The sequence below is a fragment of the Streptomyces sp. NPDC050147 genome (assembly GCF_040660195.1).
In the GTDB taxonomy this organism is placed as follows: Bacteria; Actinomycetota; Actinomycetes; order Streptomycetales; family Streptomycetaceae; genus Streptomyces.
Window position 1 is genome coordinate 112,674 of the sequence record NZ_JBFALJ010000004.1, and the last position, 23,502, is coordinate 136,175.

General features: G+C 69.5%; 20 protein-coding genes and 1 pseudogene. 14 read left to right on the forward strand and 7 right to left on the reverse strand.

Features of this window, described 5'->3' with window-relative positions:
• Positions 1 to 86: 86 nt before the first annotated feature.
• Positions 87 to 923, reverse strand: a complete 837-nt coding sequence (locus AB0I94_RS09175; RefSeq protein WP_363308824.1) for a helix-turn-helix transcriptional regulator — start codon at positions 921 to 923, stop codon at positions 87 to 89.
• A 149-nt stretch (positions 924 to 1,072) separates the two neighbouring features.
• Between AB0I94_RS09175 and AB0I94_RS09180 the strand changes: the two genes are divergently transcribed.
• On the forward strand, positions 1,073 to 2,773 hold the full coding sequence (locus AB0I94_RS09180) for an AMP-binding protein (RefSeq protein WP_363308825.1): 1,701 nt from the start codon (positions 1,073 to 1,075) through the stop codon (positions 2,771 to 2,773).
• A complete protein-coding gene (locus AB0I94_RS09185; protein WP_363308826.1) occupies positions 2,770 to 4,404 on the forward strand; it encodes an AMP-binding protein in 1,635 nt (544 codons plus the stop codon). Before AB0I94_RS09180 ends, AB0I94_RS09185 begins: the two co-directional genes overlap by 4 nt.
• Here the strand turns inward: AB0I94_RS09185 and AB0I94_RS09190 are convergent.
• The 3 genes from AB0I94_RS09190 to AB0I94_RS09200 all read right to left on the reverse strand — a co-directional run bounded on the left by AB0I94_RS09190 (position 4,367) and on the right by AB0I94_RS09200 (position 6,704).
• Positions 4,367 to 4,900, reverse strand: coding sequence for a GNAT family N-acetyltransferase (locus AB0I94_RS09190; protein WP_363308827.1), 534 nt, complete (start codon positions 4,898 to 4,900; stop codon positions 4,367 to 4,369). The two genes, AB0I94_RS09185 and AB0I94_RS09190, sit on opposite strands and share 38 nt — an antisense overlap.
• A gap of 117 nt (positions 4,901 to 5,017) precedes the next feature.
• Positions 5,018 to 5,782, reverse strand: coding sequence for a hypothetical protein (locus AB0I94_RS09195; RefSeq protein ID WP_363308828.1), 765 nt, complete (start codon positions 5,780 to 5,782; stop codon positions 5,018 to 5,020).
• 31 nt (positions 5,783 to 5,813) lie between these two features.
• Positions 5,814 to 6,704: a serine/threonine-protein kinase gene (locus tag AB0I94_RS09200; RefSeq protein ID WP_363308829.1), complete on the reverse strand. Its 891-nt coding sequence runs from the start codon at positions 6,702 to 6,704 to the stop codon at positions 5,814 to 5,816.
• Positions 6,705 to 6,968: 264 nt separating this feature from the next.
• Between AB0I94_RS09200 and gcl the strand changes: the two genes are divergently transcribed.
• Positions 6,969 to 8,756: a glyoxylate carboligase gene (gene gcl, locus AB0I94_RS09205; protein WP_363309028.1), complete on the forward strand. Its 1,788-nt coding sequence runs from the start codon at positions 6,969 to 6,971 to the stop codon at positions 8,754 to 8,756.
• 70 nt (positions 8,757 to 8,826) lie between these two features.
• Positions 8,827 to 9,405 (forward strand): YdeI/OmpD-associated family protein, encoded by a 579-nt coding sequence (locus tag AB0I94_RS09210; RefSeq protein ID WP_363308830.1) that lies wholly within the window; start codon positions 8,827 to 8,829, stop codon positions 9,403 to 9,405.
• A gap of 444 nt (positions 9,406 to 9,849) precedes the next feature.
• Here AB0I94_RS09210 and AB0I94_RS09215 read toward each other — a convergent pair whose 3' ends face one another.
• From AB0I94_RS09215 to AB0I94_RS09225, 3 genes are all read right to left on the reverse strand, one after another.
• A complete protein-coding gene (locus AB0I94_RS09215; RefSeq protein ID WP_363308831.1) occupies positions 9,850 to 11,313 on the reverse strand; it encodes a catalase in 1,464 nt (487 codons plus the stop codon).
• A 231-nt stretch (positions 11,314 to 11,544) separates the two neighbouring features.
• Positions 11,545 to 12,435 carry a 2-hydroxy-3-oxopropionate reductase gene (locus AB0I94_RS09220; protein ID WP_363308832.1) on the reverse strand — a complete coding sequence of 297 codons (891 nt, stop codon included), beginning with the start codon at positions 12,433 to 12,435 and terminating at the stop codon, positions 11,545 to 11,547.
• Between the two features lie 68 nt (positions 12,436 to 12,503).
• The gene (locus tag AB0I94_RS09225; protein ID WP_363308833.1) at positions 12,504 to 13,331 is read right to left on the reverse strand and encodes a TIM barrel protein; all 828 of its coding nucleotides are present in this window, start codon (positions 13,329 to 13,331) and stop codon (positions 12,504 to 12,506) included.
• A gap of 125 nt (positions 13,332 to 13,456) precedes the next feature.
• Between AB0I94_RS09225 and AB0I94_RS09230 the strand changes: the two genes are divergently transcribed.
• The 10 genes and pseudogenes from AB0I94_RS09230 to AB0I94_RS09275 all read left to right on the forward strand — a co-directional run bounded on the left by AB0I94_RS09230 (position 13,457) and on the right by AB0I94_RS09275 (position 22,515).
• On the forward strand, positions 13,457 to 13,717 hold the full coding sequence (locus tag AB0I94_RS09230) for a hypothetical protein (protein WP_363209683.1): 261 nt from the start codon (positions 13,457 to 13,459) through the stop codon (positions 13,715 to 13,717).
• Positions 13,714 to 14,082, forward strand: coding sequence for a helix-turn-helix domain-containing protein (locus AB0I94_RS09235; RefSeq protein ID WP_363308834.1), 369 nt, complete (start codon positions 13,714 to 13,716; stop codon positions 14,080 to 14,082). Before AB0I94_RS09230 ends, AB0I94_RS09235 begins: the two co-directional genes overlap by 4 nt.
• Before the next feature lie 166 nt (positions 14,083 to 14,248).
• A complete protein-coding gene (gene uraD, locus AB0I94_RS09240; RefSeq protein ID WP_363308835.1) occupies positions 14,249 to 14,761 on the forward strand; it encodes a 2-oxo-4-hydroxy-4-carboxy-5-ureidoimidazoline decarboxylase in 513 nt (170 codons plus the stop codon).
• Positions 14,761 to 15,150, forward strand: coding sequence for a hydroxyisourate hydrolase (uraH, locus tag AB0I94_RS09245; RefSeq protein WP_160507956.1), 390 nt, complete (start codon positions 14,761 to 14,763; stop codon positions 15,148 to 15,150). Before uraD ends, uraH begins: the two co-directional genes overlap by 1 nt.
• A gap of 5 nt (positions 15,151 to 15,155) precedes the next feature.
• Positions 15,156 to 16,079 (forward strand): factor-independent urate hydroxylase, encoded by a 924-nt coding sequence (pucL, locus tag AB0I94_RS09250; protein ID WP_363308836.1) that lies wholly within the window; start codon positions 15,156 to 15,158, stop codon positions 16,077 to 16,079.
• A gap of 67 nt (positions 16,080 to 16,146) precedes the next feature.
• Complete coding sequence (locus tag AB0I94_RS09255; RefSeq protein ID WP_363308837.1) at positions 16,147 to 17,568, forward strand: nucleobase:cation symporter-2 family protein; 1,422 nt, start codon at positions 16,147 to 16,149, stop codon at positions 17,566 to 17,568.
• Positions 17,569 to 17,616: 48 nt separating this feature from the next.
• Positions 17,617 to 19,005, forward strand: a complete 1,389-nt coding sequence (locus AB0I94_RS09260) for an 8-oxoguanine deaminase (protein WP_363308838.1) — start codon at positions 17,617 to 17,619, stop codon at positions 19,003 to 19,005.
• Between the two features lie 376 nt (positions 19,006 to 19,381).
• A complete protein-coding gene (locus tag AB0I94_RS09265; protein WP_363309029.1) occupies positions 19,382 to 20,740 on the forward strand; it encodes a nucleobase:cation symporter-2 family protein in 1,359 nt (452 codons plus the stop codon).
• Positions 20,741 to 20,969: 229 nt separating this feature from the next.
• A pseudogene (locus AB0I94_RS09270) lies at positions 20,970 to 21,150 on the forward strand (hypothetical protein); the annotation flags it as partial.
• A 150-nt stretch (positions 21,151 to 21,300) separates the two neighbouring features.
• A complete protein-coding gene (locus AB0I94_RS09275; RefSeq protein ID WP_363308839.1) occupies positions 21,301 to 22,515 on the forward strand; it encodes an MFS transporter in 1,215 nt (404 codons plus the stop codon).
• Positions 22,516 to 23,502: the final 987 nt, after the last annotated feature.

Below are 23,502 nucleotides of genomic sequence, written 5' to 3' on the forward strand. Positions count from 1 at the left end.
CGGTTGAGCAGCGGTGAGCGGCGGTGGGCAGCATGCAGATCCGGCGCTCTCCCGACCGAGGCCCCCCGACCGACCCTCCCCCCGGCTCACGGCAGCAGCCCCTCCCTGCGCGCCGCCACAACCGCCTCCAGCCTCGTGTGTGCCCCCAACTTCCGCATCGCGGCCCGCAGATACCCCTTCACCGTCTCGGGCCGCAGCCCCAGCCGCTCCGCCGTCACCGCGTTCGTCGCGCCCCCGGCCACGCAGGCGAGGACGTCCACCTCGCGCGGCGCGAGGCACACCGTGCGCTCCCGTCCGGGCGGCACAGTCGCAGCCGAGGCCAACCGCCCGCACACCGCCAGTATCTCCGCACGCAACGCAGGGTCGGCGATCCGCGGGGCCAGCTCCCGGAGCGCACCGTGTGCCTCGCGGACCTGCCCCCAGGCGGGCCCGGCGCCCGCCTGCGGCTCCCGCGCCGCCGCGATGAGCGCATGCACCTCGTCCCGTACGACAAGGGCCTGCTCCACGTCCCGCGCGGCCGCCACCGCCGCCGAAAGCGTCCGGTCACCCAGCGGCTGGGCCGAGCGCAAGGCCCCGTACAGGACGCCTCGCACCCTGCGCCGCACCACCACCGGAACCGCGAGCACCGAACGCAGGCCCTCCGCGGCCACCGCGCTGTCGTACTCATGGCTGATGTGGCGCGAGTCGTGGTAATCGGTGACCGCGCAGGGGCGCGAGAGCGCGACCGCCTTGCCGCCGAGGCCGTTCCCGGACGACACCGCGAGGCCGCACAGCGCACGCGTCCCCGTGCCCGTCAGCTCGCCGATCCGCACCTGGCGCTGCCCTTCGACCAGGCCCCCGAAGGCCACCGGAAGCCCCGTGCCGCGCCGCAGCCGCAACAGCGCGGACCGCAGCTCGACCGCCTCGCCTCCGTCAGCCGTCACACGTCAGCCCTTTCGCTCCGGGACACCCCCGTCCGGGGGTGGTGAGACCCGCATCACGAATTACACGATGTTACGTAGCGTCCGGCAATGACCCCGGCGAAGAGTTCGGCAAAGGTGCCGTGCACCGGACCGGCGACGAGGAGAGCGCAATGACGACGACGGGCACGACGGGCCCCGGCGGCACGGAACAGTTCCGTACGGCTCGGGACTTCCTGCTGCGGCACCGCGAGGACTACGCAGCCGCCTACGAGGGTTTCGCCTGGCCGCGGCCCGAGCGGTTCAACTGGGCGCTCGACTGGTTCGACGTCATCGCCCGGGACAACGACAGGACCGCGCTCCACATCGTCGAGGAGGACGGCGCGACCACCCGCGTCTCCTTCGCACACATGTCCGCACGCTCCGACAAGGTCGCCAACTGGCTGCGCGCCCAGGGCGTCCGCGCCGGTGACCGCGTCGTCGTCATGCTGGGCAACCAGGTCGAGCTCTGGGAGATCGCCCTCGCCGCGATGAAGCTGCGCGCCGTGGTCATCCCGGCGACACCTCTGCTCGGCCCCGTCGACCTGCGGGACCGCATCGACCGAGGGCGGGCCAAGCACGTCGTCGTACGCCCCGAGGACACCGCGAAGTTCGACGACGTGCCCGGTGCTTACACCCGTGTCGTGGTGGGCGGCGACGCGCCCGGCTGGATCTCGTACGCCGGTTCCGACGGCACCGACAGGGCCAGTGATGTCTTCGAGCCCGACGGCGTCACCCACGCCGACGACCCCCTGATGCTCTACTTCACCTCGGGCACGACAGCCCGCCCGAAGCTGGTCGAGCACACTCATGTGTCGTACCCCATCGGCCACTTGGCGACGATGTACTGGATCGGGCTCAAGCCCGGCGACGTACACCTGAACATCTCGTCGCCGGGCTGGGCCAAGCACGCCTGGTCGAACCTCTTCGCCCCGTGGAACGCCGAGGCGACGGTCTTCATCCACAACTACACGCGCTTCGACGCGGGCCGCCTGATGGCCGAGATGGACCGGGCCGGGGTCACGTCCTTCTGCGCCCCTCCGACGGTCTGGCGCATGCTCATCCAGGCCGACCTGACCCAGTTGCGCACACCGCCGCGCGAGGTCGTCGCCGCGGGCGAGCCGCTCAACCCGGAGGTGATCGACCAGGTGCGGCGCGACTGGGGCGTGACCATCCGGGACGGCTTCGGGCAGACCGAGACCGCCGTACAGGTCGCCAACTCGCCCGGGCAGCCGCTGAAGCCGGGCTCGATGGGCCGACCCACGCCCGGGTTCGCGGTGGAACTCCTCGACCCGGTGACAGGCGAGCCGGGAGCGCCGGAGGGCGAGATCGCCCTCGACCTCGCCGCGAACCCGGTCGGCCTGATGGCCGGCTACCACGGCGACCCGGAGCGCACCGCCGAGTCGATGGCCGACGGCTACTACCGCACCGGCGACATCGGCACCCGCGACGCCGACGGTTACATCACCTACGTGGGCCGCTCCGACGACGTCTTCAAGGCCTCCGACTACAAGATCTCCCCGTTCGAGCTGGAGAGCGCGCTCCTGGAGCACGAGGCGGTGGCGGAGGCGGCGGTCGTGCCCGCCCCCGACGCGCTGCGGCTCGCCGTCCCGAAGGCGTACGTCGTCCTCGCCGCCGGACACGAACCCGGGCCCGACACCGCGAAACTGCTCTTCGAGCACTCGCGCGCGGTCCTCGCCCCCTACAAGCGGCTTCGCCGCATCGAGTTCGGCCCGCTCCCCAAGACCGTCTCCGGCAAGATCCGCCGGATCGAGCTGCGCGAGGCGACGGCCGCGGGCTCCGACGCCGAGTACCGCGAGGAGGACTTCCGGTGAGCGAGCCGAAGAGCGAGCTTTCGTACGCCCACGGCGTCAGTTCGACGCCGCTGCTCGGTGACACCATCGGGCGGAACCTCGACCGGGCGATCGAGGCCTGGCCGGAGCGGGACGCGCTGGTGGACGTGGCGGCGGGGACACGCTGGACGTACGCCGAATTCGGCTCCGCCGTGGCGCGGTTGGCGCGCGGCCTCATGGGTGTGGGGGTCGCCAAGGGTGATCGCGTCGGCATCTGGGCGGTGAACTGTGCCGAGTGGGTGCTCGTGCAGTACGCCACCGCGCGCATCGGCGCCATCATGGTGAACATCAACCCTGCTTACCGGGCGCACGAGTTGGAGTACGTGCTCAAGCAGGCCGGGGTCACGGTCCTGGTCGCGTCGCAGTCGCACAAGTCGAGCGACTACCGGGCGCTAGTGGACCAGGTGCGGCCCGCCTGCCCGGATGTGAGGTCCGTGCACTACATCGAGGACGGCTCGTGGGAGGAGCTGCTCGACGCGGCGGCAGCGGTGACGCCGGAGGAACTCGGCGCCCGCGAGGCCGAGTTGGGCTGTGACGATCCGGTCAACATCCAGTACACCTCGGGCACCACCGGCTTCCCCAAGGGCGCGACGCTCTCCCACCACAACATCCTCAACAACGGCTACTGGGTGGGCCGGACGATCGGCTACACGGAGCAGGACCGGGTGTGCCTGCCCGTACCCTTCTATCACTGCTTCGGCATGGTCATGGGAAACCTGGGGGCCACCTCCCACGGTGCCTGCATCGTCATCCCGGCACCGTCCTTCGACCCCGTCGCCACGCTGCACGCGGTGGAGCGCGAGCGCTGTACGTCGTTGTACGGCGTACCGACGATGTTCATCGCCGAGCTGAACCTCTCCGACTTCGCGACGTACGACCTGAGTTCGCTGCGCACCGGCATCATGGCGGGCTCGCCCTGCCCGGTCGAGGTGATGAAGCGGGTGGTCGCCGAGATGCACATGGAGGAGGTCTCCATCTGCTACGGCATGACGGAGACGTCCCCGGTCTCGACGCAGACGCGCCGCACGGACGACCTGGAGCGGCGGACCGGCACGGTGGGCCGCGTACTGCCGCACATCGAGGTGAAGGTGGTCGACCCGGTCAGCGGAGTGACGCTGCCGCGGGGCGCGTCCGGTGAGCTGTGCACCCGGGGCTACAGCGTGATGCTCGGCTACTGGAACGAGCCGTCACGGACATCGGAGGTGATCGACGCCGGGCGCTGGATGCACACCGGGGACCTGGCGGTCATGCGGCAGGACGGCTACGTCCAGATCGTCGGCCGCATCAAGGACATGATCATCCGGGGCGGCGAGAACATCTACCCGCGCGAGATCGAGGAGTTCCTGTACGGCCACCCGAAGATCGCCGACGTCCAGGTGGTGGGGGCCGCCGACGAGCGCTACGGGGAGGTTCCGCTGGCCTGCGTGATCCTTCGGGACACCGAGGATTCGCTGACGCTGGAGGAGCTACGGGCCTTCTGCGAAGGGCAGTTGGCGCACTACAAGATCCCGGCCGGCCTGTGGATCCTGGAGAGCTTTCCCATGACGGTGTCCGGGAAGGTGCGCAAGATCGAACTCAGGGAGCGGTACGGGGCCGGGCCCCACCCGGGCTGAGCTCGCGCCGCATGGCCACGCGCGGCCAGCGGTCGAGGCCGAGCTCGGCCTCGTGGGCACGGATCTTCCGCAGCCCCGGGGTGAGTTCGGTCTCCGCGAGAACGCGGAACCCGATGCGGGCGTAGTACGGGGCGTTCCAGGGGACGTCCGCGAAGGTGGTCAGGGTGAGGGCTTGCCTACCCGCCTCGCGGGCGCGGTCGGCGACGTGCTCGATCAGGGCCTGGCCGATGCGGTGGCGGGCCGCTCGCGGGTGCACGGTGACCTGCTCGATGTGTTCCGCGGTGTCCAGGGGCTCGGTGATGATGTACGCCACCGGGGCGCCGTCGGTGGCCACCCAGGCTCGGCCCGCGCCGCGGAAGCTTTCCAAAAGGTCGACGGAGGGTGGCTCGTCGTCGGCGATCGCCGTCATGCCCAGGGCGCGGAAGGATTCGCCCGCGGCGCGTTCGATGTCCTGGAGCGTGGGGAGCTCGGCAGGGGTGGCTCGGCGGATGCGCATGCGCCGAGTATGCCGGTCGGGTCGTGGGTGGCTGCCAAGATTTCTGGCCGTGGGCGGCTGCCGGGATTGCGCCCCCGGCTCGGCGGCGGATCTTCCCCGCCGCGAAGGCGGACCCGATCAGCCCGCGGCCACCAGCTCGTCCGCCGCGCTGTTCACCGGTTGCGGTGTCCCCGTGAGGTCGATGACGAACAAGGGGACGGACAGCGCGTCCGCCCGTGCGCGGGCCCTCTCCTCGTAACCCGCGAGGGAGAAGCAGACGCAGCTGACGGAGTCGGCCATCGCGCTGAGCCACAAGCACTCCACGTCACGCAGCGACGTCGGCTGCACGGACGGCTCGATCAGGGCGATCACACCGCGAGCCGACACCCGCACCCCGGAAGGCGCCCGCCTGACCGCTCCCCGGATCTCCGCGTACCCGAGCCACCGCAGATACAGCCCCGCCACCGTCACCGCGTCCCGAGCCGTGCGCACCGGCACCGGCTGGAAGGCGGGCCGAGGCGTCGGAGCCGTCCGGGGCAGCGGGATGTGCGCCGCAGGAGCCGGAGCGGCCGGTGGTGGCGCCTGTGCCGCGGGAGTCGCCGGGGCCGCAGGAGTCGTCGGGGCCCCCGAAGGCGCTTGTACCGACCGCACCGGGATACGCAGCACCGCCCCGCACGCGCACCCCAGCTCGGGCTGCGGCCACTGGCCCCGGCGCCCGCACATCCGGCACCGCACGGTCACCCAGGCGTCCGCCCACGTCCGGTCCGTCACCGGCGTCACCGTCGCCCCGCGCGCCACCGGCGGCACCACGGGGGCGCCGCACGCGCAGGGGTAGGACGGCGGGGCGTACACATGGTCGCGCCGGCAGACCGGGCACTGTACCGGGACGCCGCTCTCCGTCATCACCCTCACCCGTCGCCGTCGCTGCTCGCCGTCACCGCTCGACGGTTCGTGGCGTCCATCGTCCACCAAGTGGGCTTGCCGCGACAGCCAGTTGGGCCAAGAGCAGAGTGTCCGCGAGGGTCAGGGCGCGGCGGCGGCTGCCCGGCAGGGGGAGGCCCGCCATGCGGGCGACGGTGCGTGGGGCGGGCCTGGCCACGGGGTGCCCGGCGAGGCAGGCGGTGACGAGGGGCAGCAGCTCTTGCGGCACCTCCGTCAGGTCCGGGTCGTCGCTTCCGGCGTCGAAGGGGCCGCGCCCGGCCGCCGCGAAGGCGAGGACCGCGCCGAGCGCGAAGACGTCCGACGGCGGTTCGGCCTCGCCCCGAGCCGGGGTCAGGAGCTCGGGCGCCGTGTACCCCGGCCTTCCCCTGTACCCGGCCCGCGCCGCGCACCCGGCCATGCCGAAGTCGGCGACCCGGGGGCCGTCGGCGGTCAGGAGCACGTTCGACGGCCGCAGGCCACCGTGCACGAGCCCCGCCCGGTGGATGTCGTCCAGCGCTCCGGCGAGCGCGTGCGCCAGGGTGCGCAGTTCCGGCACATCGAGCGGCCCGCCCAGATCCCGTACCCGGGTGGCGAGCGTGGGGCCGGGGACGTACTCCGTGGCGAGCCAGGGCACCGCGCCGTGCGGGTCGGCGTCGACGAGCGCGGCGACGCGGGGCCCCCGCACCGCGGCCATCGCGTGGACCTCGCGGCCCAGGCGCCTGCGGAACTCCTGATCACGGGCGAGGGAGGCGCGCACCACCCGCAGGGCCGCCGCGCGGCCCGTCCCGTCGTACGCGAGGAAGACGCGCCCGAGGCCCCCCTGCCCGAGCAGGGGCCCTGCCCTCCAGCGGCCGTGGCTCGGCGTGCCCTGCCCCGCAGTCGGCGCGTCCGGTGAACTGGCCACGGTCGACCCCCCCCGGTGGTGTGGCCGAATTCCATGCTGAATTCAACGACTGGGACGCGTCCCCCGGGCAGCCCGGTTCCCGGACATCTCTTGACGGTCTCCACCGCACCCGCCTACATTGCTTCCATATAGCAGAACTAGATTTCCACAATGCGGAAACAGAAGCTCACCGCGGGGCGCGACGGGAGCCGGATCCGCCAGCCGAATACGCCGGTCGAAAGACCGGCGCAGCTGTCGAAGCTGTTGTCGAAGCAGGAGAACCCCATGGCTCGTATGACCGCTGTCCGCGCGGCAGTTGAGATCCTCAAGCGCGAGGGCGTCACCAACGCGTTCGGTGTGCCCGGCGCGGCGATCAACCCGTTCTACAAGGCGCTCCAGCAAGGCGGTGGCATCGACCACACGCTCGCCCGGCACGTCGAGGGCGCCTCGCACATGGCCGAGGGGTACACCCGCGCCAACCCCGGCAACATCGGCGTCTGCATCGGTACGTCGGGCCCGGCGGGCACCGACATGATCACCGGTCTGTACTCCGCGATCGGCGACTCGATCCCGATCCTGTGCATCACGGGCCAGGCGCCGACGCACCTGCTCCACAAGGAGGACTTCCAGGCCGTCGACATCGCGTCGATCGCCAAGCCGGTCACCAAGATGGCCGTCACGGTCCTGGAGGCCGCGCAGGTCCCCGGCGTCTTCCAGCAGGCGTTCCACCTCATGCGCTCGGGCCGCCCGGGTCCGGTCCTCATCGACCTGCCCATCGACGTCCAGCAGACCGAGATCGAGTTCGACCCGGACACGTACGAGCCGCTGCCGGTCTACAAGCCGTCCGCGACCCGCGCCCAGATCGAGAAGGCGATCACCTTCCTGGTCGAGTCCGAGCGTCCGCTGATCGTCGCCGGCGGCGGCATCATCAACGCCGACGCCTCCGATCTCCTGGTCGAGTTCGCCGAGATCACCAACACTCCGGTCGTCCCGACCCTGATGGGCTGGGGCACCATCCCCGACGACCACGACCTGAACGCGGGCATGGTCGGCCAGCAGACCGGCCACCGCTACGGCAACGCCACGTTCCTGGAGTCGGACTTCGTCCTCGGCATCGGCAACCGCTGGGCCAACCGTCACACCGGCTACAAGCTGGACGTGTACACCCAGGGCCGCAAGTTCGTCCACGTCGACATCGAGCCGACCCAGATCGGCAAGATCTTCGCGCCGGACTACGGGATCGCCTCCGACGCCAAGGTCGCCCTCGAACTCTTCGTCGAGGTGGCCAAGGAGCTCAAGGCCGCGGGCAAGCTCCCCGACCGCTCCGCGTGGGTCGCATCGCACCTGGAGCGCAAGGAAACCCTCCAGCGCCGCACGCACTTCGACAACATCCCCATGAAGCCGCAGCGCGTCTACGAGGAGATGAACAAGGCCTTCGGCCCGGAGACGCGTTACGTCACCACCATCGGCCTCTCGCAGATCGCGGGCGCCCAGATGCTGCACGTCTACAAGCCGCGCCACTGGATCAACTGCGGCCAGGCGGGACCCCTCGGCTGGACGATCCCGGCCGCGCTCGGCGTCGCCACCGCGGACCGCGACACCCCGGTCGTCGCCCTGTCCGGCGACTACGACTTCCAGTTCATGATCGAGGAGCTGGCGGTCGGCGCGCAGCACCGCATCCCGTACGTCCACGTCCTGGTGAACAACGCCTACCTGGGCCTCATTCGCCAGGCCCAGATCGGCCTGGAGATCAACTTCCAGGTCAACCTGGAATTCGAGAACCAGAACAGCCCGGAGCTGGGTGTCTACGGCGTCGACCACGTCAAGGTCGCCGAGGGCCTGGGCTGCAAGGCCATCCGCGTCACCGACCCGAACGAACTGGGCGCGGCCTTCGAGCAGGCCAAGAAGCTGGCCCAGGAGCACCAGGTCCCGGTCGTCGTCGAGGCGATCCTGGAGCGCATCACCAACATCTCCATGAGCCCCACGGCCGACATCAGCGCGGTCAAGGAGTTCGAGGAGATCGCCACGGAGCCGGGGCACGCGCCCACAGCCATCCGGCCGCTGAAGGTCTGAGGCGCCTGACGCAGCAGGCTTGAGGGGCGGTCCACCCGTGGGGGGTGGGCCGCCCCTTTATCTTGGGCGGATGGAATCGCTCGCTGATCTGAAGGTCATGACCTGCGCGGACCGGGCCGAGTTGGAGGCCTGGCTGGACGAGCACCACGACAGCTCGCCGGGCGTCTGGGTGAAGCTCGCCAAGAAGGGCTCCGGAGTGGCCTCAGTGACGGCCGCGGAGGTCAATGACGTGGCCCTCTGCTACGGCTGGATCACCGGTCACCGCAAGTCGTACGACGCCGTCCACTACCTGCAGAAGATCACCCGCCGCCGCGCGCGCAGCCTGTGGTCGCAGGTGAACATCGACCGGGTCGAGGAGCTGACCGCGGAGGGCCGCATGCGCGAGCCGGGCCTCGCGGAGGTGGCGGCGGCGCGGGCGGACGGGCGCTGGGAGGCGGCGTACGCGTCGCAACGGACGGCGACGGTGCCGGACGACCTGACGGCGGCGCTCGCGGCGAACCCGGCGGCGCGGGAGGCCTTCGAGGCCCTCGGCAAGACGGACCGGTACGTGGTCCTGCACCGCCTCATGACCGCCAAGAAGCCGGCGACTCGGGCGTCCCGCCTCGAACGCATGGTGGCGACGCTGGCGACGGGCGAGAAGGTGCGCTAGGGGCGCCCGAAGGGGCGCGGGGAACTGCGCGCCCAGCCACGACGGACCCGCAGACGTACCGCTCAAGCCAAGCGCACGCGAAAGAGCGGCGAGTACGGGACCGTCCGTACTCGCCGCTCTGGCAGAGGAGTTGTAGCCGTCCGACGGCGCGCGACTGGCGGAACATGCATACGCGCTGCCGGACGGAGTCATATCGATCCAAGGCCCAGGGGCCGGAGAACGGCTGGGACCGCGGCGGCTGCGAATGGACCGGCGGGGTTCCCCTCCCTCAGGTCGAGAAGGGAGCCGCCTGACCTTTACCACCGCACTGGCTCGCAGAGCCGCCGCGGTCCTCGTCCGGCCCGGTCACACCACGGGACCACCCCTCATCCGGGTCCGTGATGATCGCGGGCGCAGCACCAGGGAACTGACCTCCCGTCAATTCCCCGGCGCAGTCCGGAAGTTCTAGTCCTCGCGCAGGGCGCGGACAGCCTCCTCCACGCGCTTGCCGTACTCGGTGTCGGCGGCGTGGAAGTGAGCCAGGTTCTTCTCGATGACGTCGTCACGCGACACCTGCGAGAGGCCGCCCGCGATGTTCGCCACCAGACGGGCCTGCTCCTCGGCCGACATCAGGCGGTAGAGCTCACCCGCCTGGAAGAAGTCGTCGTCCTTGGTGTGCAGCGGCGCCTCGTGCGTGCCCGTGTGGCCGCCTACGGCCAGCGGGGCGGAGAGCGGCTGACCGGTCTCGACCGGGCCGTCGTACGAGTTGGGCTCGTAGTTCTTGCGGTCACGGCCGTAGGCGTTGGCCGCCATCAGGCCGTCACGGCCGTAGTTGTCGGCGCCCCCGAGCACGGCCTTCGGCGCGTTCACCGCGAGCAGCGTGTGGTTGACGCCCAGGCGGTAGCGGTGCGCGTCCGCGTAGGCGAACAGGCGGCCCTGGAGCATCTTGTCGGGCGAGGGACCGATGCCCGGAACGAAGTTGTTCGGGGAGAAGGCGGCCTGCTCGACCTCGGCGAAGACGTTGTCGGGGTTGCGGTCCAGGACCAGACGGCCCACGCGCTGCAGCGGGTAGTCGCTGTGCGGCCACACCTTCGTCAGGTCGAACGGGTTGAAGCGGTAGTCGGCCGCGTCCGCCGCCGGCATGATCTGCACGTGCAGCGTCCAGGACGGGTTCACGCCACGCTCGATGGCCTGGAGAAGGTCCGTCTGGTGCGAGTTGGCGTCCTTGCCCGCGAGCTCGGCGGCCTGCTCCGACGAGAGGCTGCGTACGCCCTGGTTCGTCTTGAAGTGGTACTTCACGAAGAAGGCCTCGCCCGCCGCGTTCGTCCACTGATAGGTGTGCGAGCCGTAGCCGTTCATGTGGCGGTACGACGCGGGGATGCCGCGGTCACCCATCAGCCACGTCACCTGGTGCGTCGCCTCGGGGGAGTGCGCCCAGAAGTCCCAGACGTTGTCCGGCTCCTGCTTGCCCGTGAAGGGGTCGCGCTTCTGCGAGTGGATGAAGTCGGGGAACTTGATCGGGTCCTTGATGAAGAACACCGGGGTGTTGTTGCCGACGAGGTCGTAGTTCCCCTCCTCGGTGTAGAACTTCACCGCGAAGCCGCGCGGGTCACGGACCGCGTCCGCGCCACCGAGGCTGTCCGCCACCGTGGAGAAGCGCAGGAACGTCTCCGTGCGCTTGCCGACGGTGTTCAGGAAGTCGGCCGAGGTGTACGCGGTGACGTCGTCGGTCACCTCGAAGTAGCCGTAGGCGCCCGAGCCGCGGGCGTGCACCACACGCTCCGGAATGCGCTCGCGGTTGAAGCGGGCGAGCTTCTCCAGGAGGTGCTGGTCCTGGAGGAGAAGCGGGCCACCGACGCCGGCGGTGGCTGAGTTCTGGTTGTCGGCGACGGGAGCGCCGGACTCGGTCGTGAGCACACGCTTCGACATGGTGGCGGGGTTGACCTTCCGTACGGACTACTGAAACTGCTGAGGTGCCGTGAGCGTAAGTACGCCTGAACAGCTACGTCAACAGTTTGTTGAAGTTTTGGATGTGGCTTGGTGCCGCTTGGTGCACGTGGCTTTGAGTTCCGGACCGCGGCGACGCCTGGGCGCGACAGGACAGGTGTCAGCGCCGCCGCGGCCCGGAAGTTGAGGGAGCTCTCGCAGCCTTGGGGCGGCTTAGAGCTCGGCGCCCGAGAGGCGCTCGACACCGCGAAGGAGCGCGGAGTGGTCAAGGCCCCCGTCGCCCTGCGTGCGCAGCGAGGCGACGAGCTGGGCGACCACGGCGCCGACCGGGAGCGAGGCACCGACATTGCGGGCGGCGTCGGTGACGATGCCCATGTCCTTGTGGTGCAGGTCGATCCGGAACCCGGGCTTGAAGTCGCGCTTGAGGAAGTTGTCCTTCTTGCGGGTCAGGACGGTCGAGCCCGCAAGCCCGCCGTTCAGGACGTCGAGGGCGGCGGTCAGGTCCACCCCGGACTTCTCCAGGAAGACGACGGCCTCGGCGCACGCCTGGATGTTCACGGCGACGATGAGCTGGTTGGCGGCCTTCACGGTCTGGCCCGAGCCGTGCGGACCGCACAGCACGATGGTCTTGCCGAGGGCGTCCAGGATCGGCTTGGCCTCGTCGAAGTCGGCCTGCTCGCCGCCGACCATGATGGAGAGCACGGCCTCGATGGCGCCGGCCTCGCCACCCGAGACGGGAGCGTCCAGAACGCGGATGCCCTTGTCCTTGGCGGCCTTGGCCAGGTCCACGGAGGTCTGCGGGGTGATCGACGACATGTCGACGATCAGCGCGCCCGACTTCGCGTTCTCCAGGATGCCGTCCTGGCCGTACGCGATGGCCTCGACCTGCGGGGAGGCGGGCACCATCGTGATCACGACATCGGCGTCCTTGACGGCCTCGGCGATCGACTTCGCGACGGTGCCGCCGGCCGCGGCGAGGCGGTCCAGCTTGTCCTGCTCAAGGGTGAAGCCGGTGACGGAGTAACCAGCCTTGATCAGGTTCTCGGACATGGGGGACCCCATGATGCCGAGTCCGATCCACGCGATCTTGGGAAGGTTGCTCATGGTGGAGCCTTTCTGACTGCGGGGTAATCGGGTGGGTGGGCGGGAAAGATCCGCCGCGAAGCGGTGGCCTAGTCCGAGCCGGGCAGCCAGCCGAAGGCCTCGGAGCTAGGACGGTCGCCAGCCTTGTACTCCAGCCCGACAAACCCCTCGTAACCGGCCTTGCGGAGCTGATCCAGCAGCTCCTCCAGCGGAAGCGACCCCGTGCCCGGGGCCCCACGGCCAGGGTTGTCGGCGATCTGCACGTGCGCGGTCTGGGCGACGTACCGATCGATGACGGCAGGCAGGTCCTCGCCGTTCATGGACAGGTGGTACAGGTCCATGAGGAACTTCGCGTTGCCGAGCCCGGTGGCGGAATTCACCTTGTCCACCACGGCGACAGCCGCGTCCGCACTGACGATCGGGCAGCGCGGCGACTCCGGCTTGTTCAGGGCCTCGATCAGCAGCACGGCACCCACGCGGTCGGCCTCACGGGCCGCCAACACCAGGTTTTCCAGGGCGAGTTCGTCCTGGACCGCAGGTTCCACGCCCTCCACCCGGTTGCCGTACAGCGCGTTGAGCGCCTTGCAGTCGAGGGACTTGGCGAAGTCCGCCGCCACCGAGAGGTTCGCGCGGAACTTCTCGCTCTCCTCGCCCGGAATGGACAGGGCGCCGCGGTCGGGCCCCGGCAGCTGTCCCGCGTAGAAGTTCAGCCCCACCAGCTGTACGCCGGCGTCCGTGATCGCGGCCCGAAGGGCGTCGAGCTCGGACTGCTCGGGGGTGGGGGCGTCGACCCAGGGCCACCACAGCTCGACCGCCGTGAAGCCCGCCGCGGCGGCGGCCGCGGGGCGCTCCAGGAGCGGGAGTTCCGTGAAGAGGATCGACAGGTTCACATTGAAGCGCTGGTCGGAGTATCCCATGGGGCTTCCGCGCTCCTTCCGTATTGCGGAAGTTAATTTCTGTCTGATGGAAGATTGCCGTCGAGGATCCGCCCTTGTCAAGAGGGGGCTGCCGGAAAATCCCCGCGCGGCAGTAGGTTGAGCGCGTGCGATTGAGAGTGGAGTTCACGACCGAGCCCTTCGACCTGGACGAGGCGCCCGCCCATGCGGTGGTGGCCCGTGACGTCATCCAGGGGGCCGAACTCGACGCCGTGGACGTCGGCCCCTTCGGCAATACCGCGGAAGGCGGCGCCGACGAGGTCCTCACCGCCGTCGACGCGCTGCTGCGCAAGGCCCTGGAGGCGGGGGCGACCCGCGTCTCGCTCCAGGTGAACGTGCTCGGAGAGTCGGGGGAGGCCGTCGAATGACCGCTGCCAGAGACGACCACGGCCCCTTCTTGGCCGCCGTCAAGCCGCTGGTGGACGCCATGGGCGGCGAAATGGTGCCCCCCGACGAGGCGGGCACCGACGACGTCGTCCTCGCCTGGCGGGGCGAGGACGTGGTCGCCGTACGCCTTCCGCAGCTCGCGGACTCCCTGGACCACATCCTGCTGGCTCTGGAGCGCAAGCGCGGGGTGCCGCTCTCCGAGCTCGACCGCAAGGCCAAGCAGGAGGTCGTACGGATACTCGAGGCGCGGGGCGCCTTCGCCGTGCGGCACGGGGTGGAAACGGTCGCCGGCGCGCTCGGCGTATCGCGCTTCACCGTCTACAACTACCTCAACCGTTCCACCTGACCTCCCGGACCTCCCAGGTCAGAGCATTGTGGAACACCGCCGTCCGTTAACCGGACGGCGGTTTCAGTTTCTCGAAGTTTTCAACAAAGTGTTGACGTGGTGTTTCGGCTGGCGTTAGCTATCCGCAGCCCGTCCAGCACAAGGCCTTACGGCCACGGAGGCACCCGTGACTTCGAGCTCGACGCCGGGCCTTGCCCGGTTCAACGCCTTGCCGGAGAGTGCGGCCACCGCCGCTCTCCACGAGGCCTGCGCCTCATCGGCCTGGGGAAGCAAACTGCTCTCCCAGCGCCCCTTCCCCACCGTCGAAGCTCTCTTCGCCGCCAGCGACGCCGCCATGGCCGAGCTGACCGCCGAGGATCTGGCCGAGGCGATGGCCGGGCACCCGCCGATCGGACGCCCGAAGCCCGGGGACCCCACGTCGTCGCGTGAACAGCGCGGCATGGCGGGGGCCTCCGAAGAGCTCAAGGCAGAGATGCTCGAACTGAACCTGGCCTACCAGGAGAAGTTCGGTCATGTCTTCCTGATCTGCGCCACCGGCGCGACCGGTGAGCAGATGCGCGATGCGGTGAAGACCCGGATCGGCAACTCCGCCGAGCAGGAGCGCGAGATCGTGCGCACCGAACTCGGGAAGATCAACCGAATCCGGCTGACCCGTCTCGTAGAAGAGGACAAGGACTGATGAGCACTGACACCACCGCCTCGGTGTCCACCCACATCCTGGACACCAGCGTCGGACGCCCCGCCGAGGGCGTCGCCATCTCGCTCACCGCCCGCAGCGGCCGTGACGCCGAGTGGGTGGCGCTCGGCGGCTCCGCGACCGACGCGGACGGGCGCTGCAAGGACCTCCCGGCCCTGCCGGAGGGCACGACCCACGTACGGCTCGACTTCGAGGTCGAGACCTACTTCTCCAAGAAGCAAGCCGAGGCGCAGCAGGACGCCCCCCGCGTAAGGGACAGCGGTGCGTTCTTCCCGGAGGTGGCGATCACGTTCGCCGTCACACCGGGCGAGCACTACCACGTACCGCTGCTGCTCAACCCGTTCGGCTACTCCGTTTACCGAGGGAGCTAGCAGACATGCCCACGATTCTCGGCCAGAACCAGTACGGCAAAGCAGAGAACCGCGTCGTCAAGATCACGCGGGACGGCGACACCCACCACATCAAGGACCTGAACGTCTCGGTCGCGCTCTCCGGCGACATGGACGACGTCCACTACTCCGGCTCGAACGCCAACGTCCTGCCGACGGACACCACCAAGAACACGGTGTACGCGTTCGCCAAGGAGTACGGCATCGAGTCCGCCGAGCAGTTCGGCATCCACCTGGCCCGGCACTTCGTGACGACCCAGGAGCCGATCAAGGTCGCACGGATCCGCATCCAGGAGTACACCTGGGAGCGCATCGCGACCTCGGACAACAACTCCAAGTTCATCGGCTCGGACGAGGTCAACCACTCCTTCGCCCGCAAGGGCCAGGAGCTGCGCACCACGCAGATCACCTTCGACGGCGAGAACTGGGAGATCATCTCCGGGCTCAAGGACCTCACGGTCATGAACTCCACCAACTCGGAGTTCTGGGGCTACGTCAAGGACAAGTACACGACGCTGAAGGAGGCGTACGACCGCATCCTGTGCACCGACGTCTCCGCCGCCTGGCGTTACAACTGGACCAGCGACGCGGACCGGATGCCCAACTGGGAGAAGTCGTACGCGCAGGCCAAGAAGCACATCCTGCAGGCCTTCGCCGAGACGTACTCCCTCTCGCTGCAGCAGACCCTCTACCAAATGGGTTCGCGCGTCATCAACAGCCGGAGCGAGATCGACGAGATCCGCTTCTCGCTGCCGAACAACCACCACTTCCTGGTGGACCTCGAGCCCTTCGGGCTGAAGAACGACAACGAGGTCTACTTCGCGGCGGACCGCCCCTACGGCCTCATCGAGGCCACGGTTCTCAGGGACGGCGTCCAGCCGAAGATCCCGGTCGACATGACCAACCTCTGACGCGGGACGCGCGCCCCCGTCCGTCCGCAGCGGACGGGGGCGCGCCACACCGGAGGGAACAGCAGCAATGGCACAGCCTGCAAAGGGGCCGGCGAAAGGCCCGTGTCCCACCCCATCGGCGAAGACGGATGTAGCTGACAGCGAGTCAACTACCGACTGTCACCCGGTGGATGAGAAGCTTCACCCCTCGCGGCTGGTCCCTGCCGCGCTCCAGCACATCGCCGCCATGTACGCGGGCGTCGTCACTCCGCCGCTGATCATCGGGCAGGCCTGCGGCCTCGACACCGTGGCCCAGACCCGGCTCATCGCGGCAGGTCTGCTGATCGCCGGACTCGCCACCATCCTCCAGACGCTCGGCGTCAAAGGATTCGTCGGCAACCGGCTCCCCTTCGTCAACGCCGCCTCGTCGGCGGGCATCGCGCCCATCCTCGCCATCGCCGAGACCAACGCCAAAGGCGAACAACTCCCGGCCATCTATGGCGCGGTGATGGTCGCGGGCATCTTCTGCCTCACCATCGGCCCGTTCTTCGGCAGGCTGCTGCGCTTCTTCCCGCCGCTGGTCACCGGGGTCGTCATCACCCTCATCGGCGTCACGCTGATGCCGGTGCCCGTGAAGTGGGCGCAGGGCGGGGACGACACCGACCCGACGTTCGGCGACATGAAGTACCTGGCGCTCGCCGCCTTCACCCTCGTCGTGATCCTGCTCTTCCAGCGCTTCGGCCGCGGCTTCCTCAAACAAGTCGCCCTGCTGGCAGGCATGTTCATCGGAACGCTCGCCGCGATCCCGTTCGGCATGGCCGACTTCACCTCCGTACAGTCGGCTCCGCTCGCCGCACTGCCCACGCCGTTCGCCGCGGGCGCGCCCACCTTCCAGCCCGCCGCGATCATCTCGCTCTGCATCGTGATGCTGGTCCTGATGACCGAGTCGTCGGCCGGCATGCTGGCCCTCGGTGAGATCTGTGAGCGCGAGACCAACGGGAAGACCATCACCCGCGGCCTGCGCACCGACGGCATCGCGACGCTCGTCGGCCCCGTCTTCGGCGGCTTCCCGACCTCCGCCTTCGCGCAGAACGTCGGCGTCGTCTCGCTGACCCGCGTCCGCAGCCGCTACGTCGTCGCCGTCGCCGGTGGCGCGCTCATCGTGCTCGGGGCCTTCCCCGTCCTCGGAGCCGTCGTCAACGTGGTCCCGATGCCGGTCCTCGGCGGCGCGGGAATCGTCCTCTTCGGCTCCATCGCGGTGAGCGGCATCCGCACGCTCTCCGAGGCGGGACTCGACGACAGCTCCAACATCATCCTGGTGGCCGTCGCGCTCGGAGCGGGCATCATCCCGCTCGCCGCGCCGACCTTCTACGCGCAATTCCCGGCCTGGGCGCAGACCGTCCTCGGCTCCGGAATCAGTGCGGGAGCGCTGGCCGCGGTCCTGCTCAACCTGTTCTTCAACCATCTCGGCACCCGTGGCCCCGCGGCCGCGGCACTCAAATCTTCCTAGGGTCATGCCGTGCCCACATCGCCACCCGTAAGAGAAGGAAGAAGCACCATGGCAGCACCGGCAGACCTGCAGCGCATCGTCATCGAGAACTGCGCGATCGCGACCGTCGACGCCGACGACACCGAGTACGCGTCGGGATACGTCGTCGTCGCGGGCAACAAGATCGAGTCCATCGGCGCGGGGAAGGCTCCCGAGGGCCTTCAGAACGTCGTACGCCGCGTGGACGGGACCGGTCACCTCGTGACCCCCGGCCTGGTCAACACCCACCACCACTTCTACCAGTGGATCACCCGTGGCCTGGCCACCGACCACAACCTGTTCCAGTGGCTGACGGCGCTCTACCCGACCTGGGCGCGCATCGACGAGCAGATGGTGAAGGCGGCGGCCCAGGGCTCGCTCGGCATGATGGCCCGCGGCGGTGTCACCACCGCCATGGACCACCACTACGTCTTCCCGAAGAACTCGGGTGACCTGTCCGGCGCCATCATCGGCGCCGCGAGCGACATGGGTGTCCGCTTCACCCTCGCCCGCGGCTCCATGGACCGCAGCGAGAAGGACGGCGGCCTGCCGCCGGACTTCGCCGTCGAGACCCTCGAAGGCGCCCTCGCCGCGACCGCCGAGACCGTCGACAAGCACCACGACGCCTCCTTCGACGCGATGACGCAGGTCGCCGTCGCCCCCTGCTCCCCGTTCTCGGTCTCGACCGAACTCATGAAGCAGGGCGCCGAGTTGGCACGCGCCAAGGGTGTACGCCTGCACACCCACGGCAGTGAGACGGTCGAGGAGGAGAAGTTCTGCCACGAGCTCTTCGGCATGGGCCCCACCGACTACTTCGAGTCGACGGGCTGGCTCGGTGACGACGTGTGGATGGCGCACTGCGTCCACATGAACGACTCCGACATCGCCGCGTTCGCCCGTACGGGTACGGGAGTCGCGCACTGCCCGTCCTCCAACGCCCGCCTCGCGGCAGGCATCGCCCGCGTACCGGACATGCTGAAGGCCGGTGTCCCGGTCGGCCTCGGTGTCGACGGCACCGCGTCCAACGAGTCCGGCGAACTCCACACCGAGCTGCGCAACGCGCTGCTCATCAACCGCCTCGGCGCACACCGCGAAGCCGCCCTGAACGCGCGTCAGGCGCTGCGCCTCGGCACCTTCGGCGGTGCCCAAGTCCTGGGCCGCGCAAGCCAGATCGGGTCGCTCGAGCCGGGCAAGCTCGCCGACCTGGTCCTCTGGAAGATCGACGGCATCGGGCACTCCTCGATCGCCGATCCGGTGACCGCCATCGTCTTCGGCGCGGCGGCCCCGGTCACGCTCTCCCTCGTCAACGGCCGCCCGATCGTGGAGAACGATCGTCTGCTGCACGTCGACGAGGACGCCATCGCCCGCTCTGCGCGGGCGGAGGCGCAGCGCCTCGCGCGGATCTCCGCCGGGAGCTGACACCTGGAACTCCGGTCAGGGGGGACGGCCCTTGACCGGACTTGAGCAGCCGAGCGGGCTGCTCAAGTGCCGCCCCGGAACGTGGCCCAAAGCTTCACGTCCCCGGGGCGGTCAGTAATACCTGGGCGCACCACCCACAACTTCATACCGAGCAAGTCCTTGCACCACGCACCGCGCACCACCTCCCAGAAGCGAAAAGTGCCGGCACCGCCCGTACTGGAAAACAACCGGAGGAGCCACAGTGGCCACTCAGCCCAGGTTCACCAAGCAAGGCACCACCCCGGACCCATCCGAAGTCGACGGCGAAAGCGCCATACGCGGCGAAAGCGCCGCACAGGAGATCCACCCCGTCGACCAGAAGCTTCCCCCGCTCAAGATGGCGACGACCGGCCTCCAGCACGTGGCCGCCATGTACGCGGGTGTCGTCGCCCCTCCGCTCATCGTGGGCGCGGCGATCGGGCTCTCGGCGAAGGAACTCACCTTCCTGACCGGAGCCTGTCTCTTCACAGCGGGCCTCGCCACCTTCCTCCAGACGCTCGGCATCTGGAAGATCGGCGCCCGCCTGCCCTTCGTCAACGGTGTCACCTTCGCCGGCGTCGCCCCCATGATCGCGGTCGTCGAATCGACCGACAACAAGGACGACGCGCTACCGATCATCTTCGGCGCGGTCATCGTCGCCGGTGTACTCGGCTTCATCGCGGCGCCCTTCTTCTCCAAGCTCGTGCGCTTCTTCCCGCCGGTGGTGACCGGTACGGTCATCACGCTCATCGGCATCTCGCTCATGCCCGTGGCCTTCGGCTGGGCGCAGGGGCCTGTGCCGGGCGCCGATGACTACGGCTCGATGAAGAACCTCGGCCTCGCGGGCATCACCCTCGTGATCGTCCTGCTGCTCCGCCGTTTCACCACCGGCTTCGTCAAGCAGATCGCCGTACTCCTCGGCCTCGTCGTCGGCACGCTCATCGCGATCCCGTTCGGCGTCACGGACTTCAGCCCGGTCGGTGACGCGGACATCGTCGGTTTCCCGACGCCGTTCCACTTCGGCGCACCGCAGTTCGCGGCGGCGGCGATCGTCTCACTGTGTGTGGTGATGGTGGTCTCCATGACCGAGTCCACCGCCGACATGCTGGCACTCGGCGAGATCGTGGATCGCCCCGCGGACGAGAAGACCATCGCGGCGGGGCTGCGGGCCGACTGTCTCGGCTCGGCGGTCAGCCCGCTCTTCAACGGCTTCATGTGCAGCGCGTTCGCGCAGAACATCGGCCTGGTCGCGATGACGAAGATCCGCAGCCGGTACGTTGTCGCCGTGGGCGGCGGCTTCCTGGTCCTGATGGGCCTGTGCCCGATGGCCGCATCGCTCATCGCCGTCGTACCGCGTCCGGTGCTCGGCGGCGCGGGTGTCGTCCTCTTCGGCTCGGTCGCGGCGAGCGGCATCCAGACGCTGGTCAAGGCGAACCTGGAGCGTGACAACAACGTCCTGATCGTGGCCGTCTCGCTGGCCGTCGGCCTCATCCCGATCGCGGCCCCGGAGTTCTACCACGCGTTCCCGGAGACCGCGAAGATCATCCTCGACTCGGGCATCTCCACGGGCTGTGTCGCGGCGGTACTCCTGAACCTGGTCTTCAACCACATAGGCAAGCGCGGCGAGGACGACGAGGTGACCAACCCGATGGAGCCTGGGGGAGAGATCGCTGAACAGAGGGTGCACGAGGGGACTTCCGCAGCGGGGGCCCACTGACGTGGTGGGTCGGCTCCGTCTCGCATCGCGTGAGCTGTCGCGTGAGCTGTCGCGTGAACTGCTGCGAGACGGGGCCGGCTTCCGGCGTCACGTACTAGGCGTCGCTAGTTATGTGCGTGGTTATTTCTTTGTCGCTGCAGCAGTTCAGGGCGGCTGGTTCAGGGCGCCGTCCGGCTGTTTGACGGCGAAGGCGACGGCGAAGGCGACGGCGATGGCGATGGCGAAGATGATGGCACGGGCTACCGCGTCCGGCGGGGTCCATCAAGGGAAGCGGGCGTGGGAAATCCGCACCCTTTACCGCAACTTCCCGCCCCGCTGAGGCCCTGATCTAGGTGGCGTACCGCAACGAGGTGGCCCGACTGTGCGATGCCGTCCCCGACTTCCTGGAGACGATGCCGCCGCGCGAGGCCGGGAGCACGCCGAACGCCTCCTCGACCTCATCCTGGACGGGCCGAGCGTCGTGCCGCCGCAGGGGTCATGCGACAGCTGACCGCTCCAGGCGACGTTGACGTCGAATTCACGCCAGACCGCGAGTGGGCCGCGCTGCTGAACTCGGCAACATGCCCGCACCCACCACATCGGCCTCGCCAGGCAACGCCGTAGCCGCTCCCGTCCGTTCGCCCCTCGTCGGCTGGCTCGCCGTCCTCTCCCTCACCATGGGGCTCTTCTCCATCGTCACCACCGAGATCCTGCCGGTCGGTCTGCTCACCCCCGTCGGCGACACCTTCGGCATCTCGGACGGCACGGCCGGCCTGATGATGACGCTGCCCGGCATCCTCGCCGCCGTCGCGGCACCGACCGTGACGGTCATGACCGGCCGTATCGACCGGCGCCGCATGCTCTGCGCCCTGATCCTGGTGCTCGCCCTCGCGAACTTCCTCGCGGCGCTCGCGCCCGGCTACTGGCTGATGCTGATCTCCCGGGTCCTGCTGGGCCTCGTCATCGGAGCCTTCTGGTCCATCGGGTCGGGGCTCGCGGCCCGCCTCGTCCCCCAGGCGCAGGCAGGGCGGGCGACCGCCGTGATCTTCTCCGCGGTACCGCTCGGCTCCGTGCTGGGCGTACCGGCGGGGACGCTGGTGGGTCAACTGGCGGGCTGGCGAGTGGTGTTCGTGGCGATGGGCGTCTTCACTCTGGCCGTACTCGCAGCGCTCGTGGTGTCCCTGCCGTCGCTGCCGCCACAGCAGGTCACCCGGCTGGCTGTCCTGCGTGACCTGCTCGGTACGCGGCGCGTCAGGGGCGGTCTCGTCGCGACCTTCCTCATCGTGACGGCCCACTTCGGTACGTACACGTACGTCACGCCGTTCCTCGCGGAGGTGACGCATGCGGGCCCGCGGTTGATCACGGTCTTCCTGCTGGCCTACGGCGCCGCGGGGATCCTCGGCAACTTCCTCGCGGGGGCGTGGGTGGGACGCCGGCTGCGCGGCACGTTCACGGTGGCGGCGTGTCTGCTGGCCGCCGCGATGCTGCTGCTTCCCGTTCTCGGCACGGGGAGGGCCGGCGCGCTGACGCTGCTCCTGATCTGGGGCGCCGCGTACGGGGCGGTGCCGGTCTGCTCCCAGACGTGGTTCGTGACGGCGGCGCCGGGTGCGCCCGAGGCCGCGTCCGTGCTGTTCACGTCCTCGTTCCAGGCGACGTTCGCGTTCGGCGCGCTGGCGGGCGGCGCGGTGGTGGACACGGCGTCCACCACTGTGGTGATGGTCCTCGGGGGAAGCACGGCGATGCTGGCGGCGACAGCTGCTGCGCTCTGCGGGCGGCGTACGGGCCCGGCTGGCTGAGGCTTTGTTGGGGTGGGGGTGGTGTTGGCCTGTGGGGTGGTGCTGGTCTGCGGGGTGGAGTTGCTGGGGTGGGGGTGGTGTTGGCCTGTGGGGTGGAGTTGCTGGGGCGGGGGCTTTGCTGGGCCGGGGGTGGTGTTGGTGCCGGGGCCGTCCGGTTGTCGCGAGGTTGGCGGTTACGGGCCGGGTGTCAAGGGCGCTCCTGCGTCGCGTCGGCTGCGCCGATTCCGCTTCGCTCCACCCTTGACACCCGTCCCTCCACCGCGCGAGGGAAGACGACCGGACGGCCCAGGGGCGGGACTCTCGACCAGGGCCGGCTACTCACCCGGCTTCACTGTCGGGTGCGGACTTGTTCGTCGCAGGGCACCCCGAGGGGGGAGGGTGCGCGGTCGCTTCGGGGAGGGGTGGCGGTGTCGTCAAGCGTCCGTCGACCGGGTCTTCTGGGGTGGCCGCAAGGGGTGAGGTGCGCAGGGCGGTTCGGGAATGGGTGCCGGTCTCGTCAGGCGAGTGCCAACCGGATCTTCTTGGGTGGCCGTCACGCGGGAGGTGCGCGGTCGCTCCGGGGAGGGGTGGCGGTGTCGTCAGGCGTCTGTCGACCGGAACTTCCGGGGTGACCGTCACGGGGCAGGGGTGCGCAGGACGGCCCGGGGACGGGTGGGGGTGCCGTCGGGCGGCTGCTGGTTGGTCTGTCGGGTGCGGGCGTTGCTGGTGTTGCGGGTGGCGGCGGTCAGCGGGTGAGCTGTGGGTGGGCTGTGGGGGATTGCTGTCCTGGGCGGTGTGGCTTGCGGGTGCGGGGTGGTCTGCCGGGTTGATGGGGCGGCCTGCGGGGCTGCCCCGGGTCCGCGACAGGCGGCCGTCGGCAGTAGATTGCAGGAAAGTCCCACGACACGCCATGCCGTGCAGGCCAGAGGTGGAACTTTCTTGCAATTCACACCTCCGGACGCCGGTATGCCCCACTTTGCGATAGTGGGCGTGCGGGATGAACACCAC